We start from the raw sequence: 7,596 nt of genomic DNA on the forward strand, positions 1-7,596 counted from the left end.
TGTGCGTCCAGCCGAAATGCGCAATGTCGGCGATGGAATAGTCGTCCCCGGCCAGGTACGGGTGCCGGGCCAGATGACTGTCGAGCACGGCGAACACCCCTTCCGTCAGGCGGCGGTAACGCTCGATCAGCGACACGGGCGTCTTTTCCTCGAATTTCACGACCCAGTCGACGCTTTCCAGCGCCGCGAGCAGCGCCGCGCGGTCGTCCTCGCGATTGATCGGCCGGTCGTCGCCCTTGCCGAGCATGCGTACCGACGCGTCGCTGTTCACGCCGACGATCAGGCATGCGCCGAGCGCTTTCGCGTCGGCGAGATAGGTGACGTGGCCGCGATGCAGGATGTCGAACACGCCGTTGGTGAACACGACGGGCGACGGCAGCGTGGCGCGCAGGGCGACGAGGGCGTCGCGGGTGATCAGCTTGCGTTCGAAAGTGGCGGACATGATGAAGGTCGGATCGAATGAGCAGTGCGTACGGCGACGAGGCGCCGTGGCGCCGGAAACGAAAAAGCCCGCCGGGCGTGCCGAGCGGGCTTCATGGGGCAGCGGCGAAGCGGCGCGCGCGGCCGGCGTGAATCGTGAATCAGGCCGGCCCCGGCGCGCCAGCCGGCCTCAGGCCGGTTGCGCGGCCGACGACGGGCCGCTTTCGGCCTGCAGGCGGCCGGTGACTTCCTTGCGGTAGCGGTTCAGCTCCTGCGCGGTCGCGAACGTGCGCTCGAACAGGATCGACAGGTTGTGCAGGATCCGCTCGATGACCTTCTTTTCCCATTCGCCGTCGAAACGGATCTGCTCGTCGAGCCAGCGCTCGAGCCATTCCGGATCGGGCAGGCGCGACTGCACGGTGTCGCGCGGGAACAGCGCCTGGTTCACGTGCAGGTTGGTCGGGTGCAGCGGCTTCTCGGTGCGGCGCGCCGACGCCATCAGCACGCCGATCTTCGCGAACGCGGCACGGGCGACGTCGCCGCAGTTGTTCAGCGCCTTCTTCATGTAGCGCAGGTATGCGCCGCCGTGGCGCGCTTCATCGCGCGAGATCGTTTCGTAGATCTGCTTGATGACCGGCTCGGTGTGCCAGTCGGCCGCGCAGCGGTACCAGTGGTTCAGGCGGATCTCGCCGCAGAAGTGCAGCATCAGCGTCTCGAGCGGCGGCGCCGGATCGAATTCGAAGCGCACCGCGTGCAGCTCCTCTTCGGTCGGCACCATCTCCGGCCGGAAGCGGCGCAGGTATTCCATCAGCACGAGCGAATGCTTCTGTTCCTCGAAGAACCACACGCTCATGAACGCGGAAAAGTCGCTGTCGTGCTGGTTGTCGCGCAGGAACATCTCCGTCGCGGGCAGCGCCGACCATTCGGTGATCGCGTTCATCTTGATCGTCTTCGCCTGCTCGTCGGTGAGCAGCGAAGCGTCGAACTTGTCCCACGGAATGTCCTTCTCCATGTCCCAGCGGACGGCTTCGAGCGATCGGTAAAGTTCCGGATAAAGCATCGTGTTCATGATGGTCCCACCCCTGTTCTGCGCAATGCGACTTCTCTAAACGTGACTGTTGCCGCAAAGGCGCGCCAAGCGCGCTTTTTGCGGCCAAGACTGTGATTTTACGCGTGAAACCGACCGGCCGGACGCCGATTGCTCGTCCGGCAGCCGGGCGGCCGCGTCGCCGCCGTTGCGGCATGCCGCAGCCACGCTCCGCACGAACGGAACCGGCTGCACGCTTGCCTGAGTGGGGGCCGGCGCTGGCCGGCTCGTTGGCGCGCCCGTCCCCTGCCCCAGGCGGGTTCCCCGAAAGGTCCCGTGCGGATGCCGGATCGGCGGGCTGCTCGATATGGTGTATACGGCGGCGGCCATGATATCACGCGTGCATGACGGTTCCGAGACGCCTGCCCGGTCGTGCGCCGCCAATCGCGGTGCGGCGATCTGTCGCGGCCGACCGTCGCGAAAACGCAACCTTACATTGTCCTGTCTGCATCAGGCCCGCATTTCGCCGGTCGCGAGGCCGTCTTCCGGCGGCATGCCGGCGGCCGGCGCGCTGCCGCCATCCGCCAGTGCAATCCAGCCGGCCAGCGTGTCGCGCTGCGCGCGCCCGTCGCGGTAGCCGAGCTCGATCAGTTCGCGCGTGAACGCCTCCTCGAACAGCAGGTAGCTCGCAAACGACGCGCCGGCCGGCTGGCTGCCGCCGATCGCGCCGAGCAGCCCGCGCATCGTCGCCGGCATCTGCTTCAGGTGCTTCGCCGCGATCAGCTCGATCCGCTCGGACGGCGCGATCGCGAGCACGTCGACGTGCCGCCAGCCGCTGTCCACCTCGACCTGGTGCGGCAGGTGCTCGATCATCCGGTTGATGTGCTCGATGCGCTCGATGTCCGAGCCGATCGAGTCGAGGAACACGCTCGCGAGCACCTGCTGGCCGATCTGCGCGAGCGTCGGGTAGCCGCGTACCAGCCCGGCGCCGTTCGCGGCCGGAATCTCGGGCCGCGGGTCGGCCGCGCCGACCACGACGATCCGGTCCGCGCCGAAGTGGATCGCCGGCGACAGCGGTGCAATCTGCCGGATCGATCCGTCGCCGAAGTATTCGATCTGCCCGTCGAGCACCAGCGGCACGGCCGGGAACACGAACGGAATCGCCGACGACGCGAGCAGGTGCGACGCCGACAGGTCGACGAGCCGCGCGGTGCGCTGCGCGCGCCGCCACGCCTGGATCGGCTCGGCCGCCTGGTAGAACGTGAGGTGCCGCCCGCTCGAATAGCTGAGCGCCGTCACCGCGAGCGCGTGCAGCAGGCGCGCCTCGAGCATCTGCTCGATCCGGTGGAAACTCAGCTCGCGCTGCAGCAGGTGCGCGAGCGGCGCGTTGTCGAGCAACCCGCGCGGCGAACGGCGGGCCGCCCAGCCGAAGGTCATCGCCGCGAGCCAGCGCGCGCCGGCGGCTGCGATGCCGAGCCAGTCGGTGCGATACACGTAGTCGGCGCGCAACGGCTCCCAGAATTCGAGCAGGCGCCGCACGCCGTGGGAAAAGTCGTCCGCGTGGCTCGCGATCGACGTCGCGTTGATCGCGCCGGCCGACGAGCCGCACACGACCGCGAACGGCAGCGTGTGCCGCTGCGGATCGGCCTCGCGCGCGATCTCGGCCAGCGCCTTCAGCACGCCGACCTGATAGGCGGCACGTGCGCCGCCTCCCATCAGAACGAGCGCGAGCCGCATGATCGACCTGCTACCTGCGCCGCGTCACGTCGAGCGCTTCGGCGGACGGGTTTCGGGCGACGAAGCGGCGGCCGCGCGCGCCGCGGCCGAACCGGCCGCTCCGGCCGGCTTTGCGCGCTTCGCGGCGGGCTTGCGCGGCGCGGCGGCAGCCGGCGCCGGCTTCGCGGCCGGCTCCTGCGGCGCAGCTTGCCCCGGCTGTGCGGCCGCGGCCTGCGGCGCATCGCCCGGCGCGGCGGACTGCATGCCCGGCTGCGCCATCGCGAGGCTCGCGAGCTGGTGGAACTGCGACTGCAGCAGGTTCCACCAGCCGGAAGGAGCGAAGGCCTGCTGCGCGGCGTCGCCGGCCGATGCATCCGCGGCGGACGCCGCAGCGTCGGCATCCGGCGCCGGCGACGCGTGTTTCGCCGCGTGCGCGGCCGCGACGGCCGCTTCCTCGGCCGCCGACATCGAGCTTTGCGCGAACGCGCCGAACGCACGCAGCGTCGCGAGCGTCGCGCGCTGCACCTCGAGCGCCTGGATCGCGGACTGCAGCATCCCGAGATTGAGCTTCAGCCACTGCTCGACGGCGCGCAGATCGGTGATCCGCTTGTCGAGTTCCTCGACGCTCGTGAGCGGCGCCATCATGTCGGACATGCTCGACAGCGACGGCGGCAGCCCTTGCGTGGCGCCCGGAAACGACGTCATCCCGCCGAATGGCGACATCCGCATCATGTCCCACATGCGGTCCATCATGTCGGCGGGCTTGAAGCCGGCAAAGCCGGCGAAAGGGTTGGAGCCGGAGGCATCGGTCGTCATACGGGCATCCTGGTTGACTGGGTGAGAGCGAGGCGGCCGCCATGCGTCGCGCGAGCCGCGCCTGGATCGATCATAGCGCCAGCGCGTGTCAGAACGGCGCGTCGCCGGGAAACTCGGGCGGGCGCCGCTCGCGCAGCGAGCGGATCCCTTCCTGCACGTCGGGCCCGGAAAAACCCATGAATTCGAGCGCAAGCGACGTATCGAAGGTCGGCCCGGCCGTGCGCAGCCAGTTGTTCAATGCGTACTTGGTCCAGCGGATCGCCGACTGCGAACCGTGCGCGAGCCGCTCGGCCACTTCGTAGGCCTTCGGCACCAGGTCGGCCGGCTCGACCGCGAGCGAGACCAGCCCGATCCGCTCGGCCTCCTCGCCACTCACCGGCTCGCACAGCAGCAGGTAGTACTTCGCCTTCGCCATCCCGCACAGCAGCGGCCACACGATCGCCGCGTGGTCGCCGGCCGCGACGCCGAGCCGCGTGTGGCCGTCGATGATGCGCGCATCCTTCGCGGCGATCGAGATGTCGGCGAGCAGCCCGGCGACGAGCCCCGCGCCGACGGCCGGCCCGTGCATCGCCGACACGATCGGCTTGCTGCAGTTGATCACGTTGTAGACGAGGTCGCGCGCCTCGCGCCACACGCGGGCGCGCACGTCGAAGTCGTTCGCCATGTCCTCGACGAGCGCGAGATCGCCGCCCGCCGAGAAGCCCTTGCCTTCGCCGCGGATCACCGCGACGCGCGTGTCGGGATCGCGGTCGACGTCGCGCCAGATGTCGGCGAGCTCGCGATGCATGCGTGCGTTCGCGGTCGCGAGGCCGCTGCGGTTCGCGCCCTCGCCGCTCATCACGATGTCGAGCACGCCATGGTCGCGGCGCGTCACCTTCAGTGCTTCGTAACCGCCGTACGCGGCGAGATTGGCCATGCGCTGCTCCTTGCTCGAGGTTCTCGAACCCCTGAATCGAGTGTAGCCAAGCCCGCGCGGGCAAACATCAGGCGAAACCCGGCGCGCGGGCCGAAGCCGGGTTTCGCTGGCGCGGAGCGCTGCGTGCGCCGCGTGGCTTACGCCGCGCCGTCGGGCGGCGCGACCGACTGCTCGATCGCGCCGAAGATCGACTTGCCGGCCGTGTCGAACATCTCGATGCGCACGGTATCGCCGTAGCGCATGAACCCGGTCTGCGGCGCGCCGTGCTCGATCGTCTCGAGGCAGCGCTTCTCGGCGATGCAGCAATAGCCGCGCTTCGCGTCCTTGTTCGACACCGTGCCCGAACCGACGATCGAGCCGGCGCGCAGGTTGCGCGTCTTCGCCGCGTGCGCGACCAGCTGGCCGAAGTGGAACACCATGTCGGTGCCCGCATCGGGCTGGCCGACCTTCTTGCCGTTCCAGTGGACGATCATCGGCCGGTGCACGCGGCCTTCGCGCCATTCGTCGCCGAGCTCGTCGGGTGTCACGGCGACCGGCGCGAACGCGGTGGCCGGCTTGCTCTGGAAGAAGCCGAAGCCCTTCGCGAGCTCGGCCGGAATCAGGTTGCGCAGCGACACGTCGTTCACCAGCGTCACGAGCCGCACGGCCTTCAGCGCTTCGTCGGGCGTCGCGCTCATCCGCACGTCGCCGGTGATCACCGCGACTTCCGCCTCGAAATCGATGCCCCATTCCTCGGACGGGCACACGACGTCGTCGCGGGCCCCAAGGAAATCGTCGCTGCCGCCCTGGTACATCAGCGGGTCGGTCCAGAATTCGGGCGGCATCTCCGCGCCGCGCGCGCGGCGCACGAGCTCGACGTGGTTCACGTACGCGGAGCCGTCGGCCCACTGGAACGCGCGCGGCAGCGGCGCCATGCAGTTGGCCGGATCGAACGCGAAGGCATTGCGCGCGCGGCCGTGGTTCAGCGCGTCGTACAGGTCGCGCAGCTGCGGCGCGTAGAACGCCCAGTCGTCGAGGACGCGCTGCAGCGTCGGCGCGATCGCGTCGGCGATTGCCGCGGTGTGCAGGTCGCGCGACACGACGATCAGCTGGCCGTCGCGCGTGCCGTCCTTCAGCGAAGCAAGTTTCATAAGGGGGACTCTGCCGTTGTAGTGACGATGGAGGGAATCTATTTTACGATGGTGAATCCCTGCGGCGCGCCACGATTGTGCGCCCGCTTTCGCCCCGATTTTTCGGTCTGGTTTTTCAGCCCGGTTTTTCAGCTCGATTCCTGCCGCCTTTTCGCGCACCTGACGCCCATGCCTGCCAGCCCGCTTCCCGACGACGATCTTGCCGACTCCGACACCGACGACGCCGCTTCCGGCGAGCACGGCGAGAAGGTCCGTTCCGGCATCCAGTCGATCGAGGTCGGCTTCCGCCTGCTCGACGTGCTGACGAGCGAGCCGCGCGCGATGATGCTGCGCGATCTCGCGCAGCGCGCGGGCATGAGTCCTGCGAAGGCGCACCGCTACCTCGTCAGCTTCTCGCGGCTCGGCGTGGTGTCGCAGGATCCCGTCTCGGGACGCTACGAGCTCGGCGGCTTCGCGCTGCAGATGGGGCTTGCGCGGCTCGCGCGCGTCGACGGCGTGAAGCTCGCGCGGATCGCGCTGACCGAATTCCGCGACCGCCTCGACCAGACGGTCGGTATCGCCGTATGGGGCAACCAGGGGCCGACGATCGTGCACTGGATGGAATCGAGCCACCCGGCGAAGGCATCGCTGAAGCTCGGCGACGTGATGCCGCTGCTCGGCTCCGCGACGGGGCTGCTGTTCGCCGCGTACCTGCCGCGCAGCAAGACCGCCGCGATGCTCGAGCGCGAACTCGCCGATACGCGCCGCTCGCCGCACCACGGCGGCCCGCGCACGCTCGACGAGGTCGATGCGGTGCTCGCCGACGTGCGCCGGCACGAGGCCGCACGCGTCGAGGGAATGCTGCTGCCGACGATCCACGCGTTCTGCATGCCCGTGTTCGATGCGGTCGGCGAACTCGCGCTCGCGATCGTCGCGCTCGGCCAGGAAGGCTCGTTCGACATTGCGTGGGGCGGCGAGATCGACACGGCGCTGCGCGCCTGCGCGCAGAAACTGTCTTACGAACTCGGCTATAGTCCCGACGCGCGCGACGCCTGACGCACGCGGCACCCGCCCCGTCACGCAGCGCGAACGCGCGACGCATTCGACAGTCCGATTCCTGTGGCGCGCGCTGCGCGCCCGACGTCACGCGAGCGCCCCGATCCTGTTCCGATGCCCATGCAGCCTGCCGACCTCCGTCCGAGTCACGCCTTGCCCCGCCACTGGCTGCGGGTGGGCATTGCGCTCGTCGTCGTGCTGGTGCTGCACACGCTCGCCGCGTTCTGGCTGATGCGCAACCGCGACGCGTTCACGCCGCCCGAGCCCGCCGAGGTTCCTGTGCAGATCGAGCTGCTGAAACCGCAACCGATCGAGCGCCAGCCCGCACCGCCTGCGCCGAAGCCGGTCGAGCAGCCGGCCGCGCCCGCACAGGCTGCCCCGAAGGCCGCCGCACCGAAACCCGCGCCGGCGCCCGACAGCGACTTCACCGGCGAACGCGCGCGTTCCGGCGCGAACAGGAAATCGCCGAGATAGCTCATCACGTGCTTGCGCACGCCGCCGATCTCGACCCATTCGCTGCCGGGGCTGATGGTATC

The 7,596-nt window shown here is 69.5% G+C and carries 7 protein-coding genes and 1 pseudogene; 2 read left to right on the forward strand and 6 right to left on the reverse strand.

All coding sequences use genetic code 11. The features are described from left to right. From G3N61_RS37110 to G3N61_RS37135, 6 genes are all read right to left on the reverse strand, one after another. A partial coding sequence (locus G3N61_RS37110; RefSeq protein ID WP_205824887.1) for an adenylyltransferase/cytidyltransferase family protein occupies positions 1–442 on the reverse strand: 442 nt, incomplete at its 3' end. A gap of 168 nt (positions 443–610) precedes the next feature. After that, positions 611–1,489, reverse strand: coding sequence for a diiron oxygenase (locus G3N61_RS37115; protein ID WP_043187123.1), 879 nt, complete (start codon positions 1,487–1,489; stop codon positions 611–613). A 468-nt stretch (positions 1,490–1,957) separates the two neighbouring features. Next, positions 1,958–3,184: a patatin-like phospholipase family protein gene (locus G3N61_RS37120; protein WP_089451348.1), complete on the reverse strand. Its 1,227-nt coding sequence runs from the start codon at positions 3,182–3,184 to the stop codon at positions 1,958–1,960. Positions 3,185–3,208: 24 nt separating this feature from the next. Next, a complete protein-coding gene (locus tag G3N61_RS37125) occupies positions 3,209–3,979 on the reverse strand; it encodes a PhaM family polyhydroxyalkanoate granule multifunctional regulatory protein (RefSeq protein ID WP_205824889.1) in 771 nt (256 codons plus the stop codon). Between the two features lie 88 nt (positions 3,980–4,067). Continuing rightward, complete coding sequence (locus G3N61_RS37130) at positions 4,068–4,895, reverse strand: enoyl-CoA hydratase/isomerase family protein (RefSeq protein ID WP_205824891.1); 828 nt, start codon at positions 4,893–4,895, stop codon at positions 4,068–4,070. A 137-nt stretch (positions 4,896–5,032) separates the two neighbouring features. After that, positions 5,033–6,025 (reverse strand): fumarylacetoacetate hydrolase family protein, encoded by a 993-nt coding sequence (locus tag G3N61_RS37135; protein ID WP_043187117.1) that lies wholly within the window; start codon positions 6,023–6,025, stop codon positions 5,033–5,035. Between the two features lie 168 nt (positions 6,026–6,193). Between G3N61_RS37135 and G3N61_RS37140 the strand changes: the two genes are divergently transcribed. Both G3N61_RS37140 and G3N61_RS39915 read left to right on the forward strand, forming a co-directional pair. After that, complete coding sequence (locus tag G3N61_RS37140) at positions 6,194–7,060, forward strand: IclR family transcriptional regulator (RefSeq protein ID WP_011353357.1); 867 nt, start codon at positions 6,194–6,196, stop codon at positions 7,058–7,060. A gap of 114 nt (positions 7,061–7,174) precedes the next feature. Next, a pseudogene (locus G3N61_RS39915) lies at positions 7,175–7,471 on the forward strand (DUF3108 domain-containing protein); the annotation flags it as partial. Between the last annotated feature and the right edge of the window lie 125 nt (positions 7,472–7,596).

The organism is Burkholderia sp. Ac-20349 (genome assembly GCF_017104865.1).
Lineage (GTDB): Bacteria > Pseudomonadota > Gammaproteobacteria > Burkholderiales > Burkholderiaceae > Burkholderia > Burkholderia aenigmatica.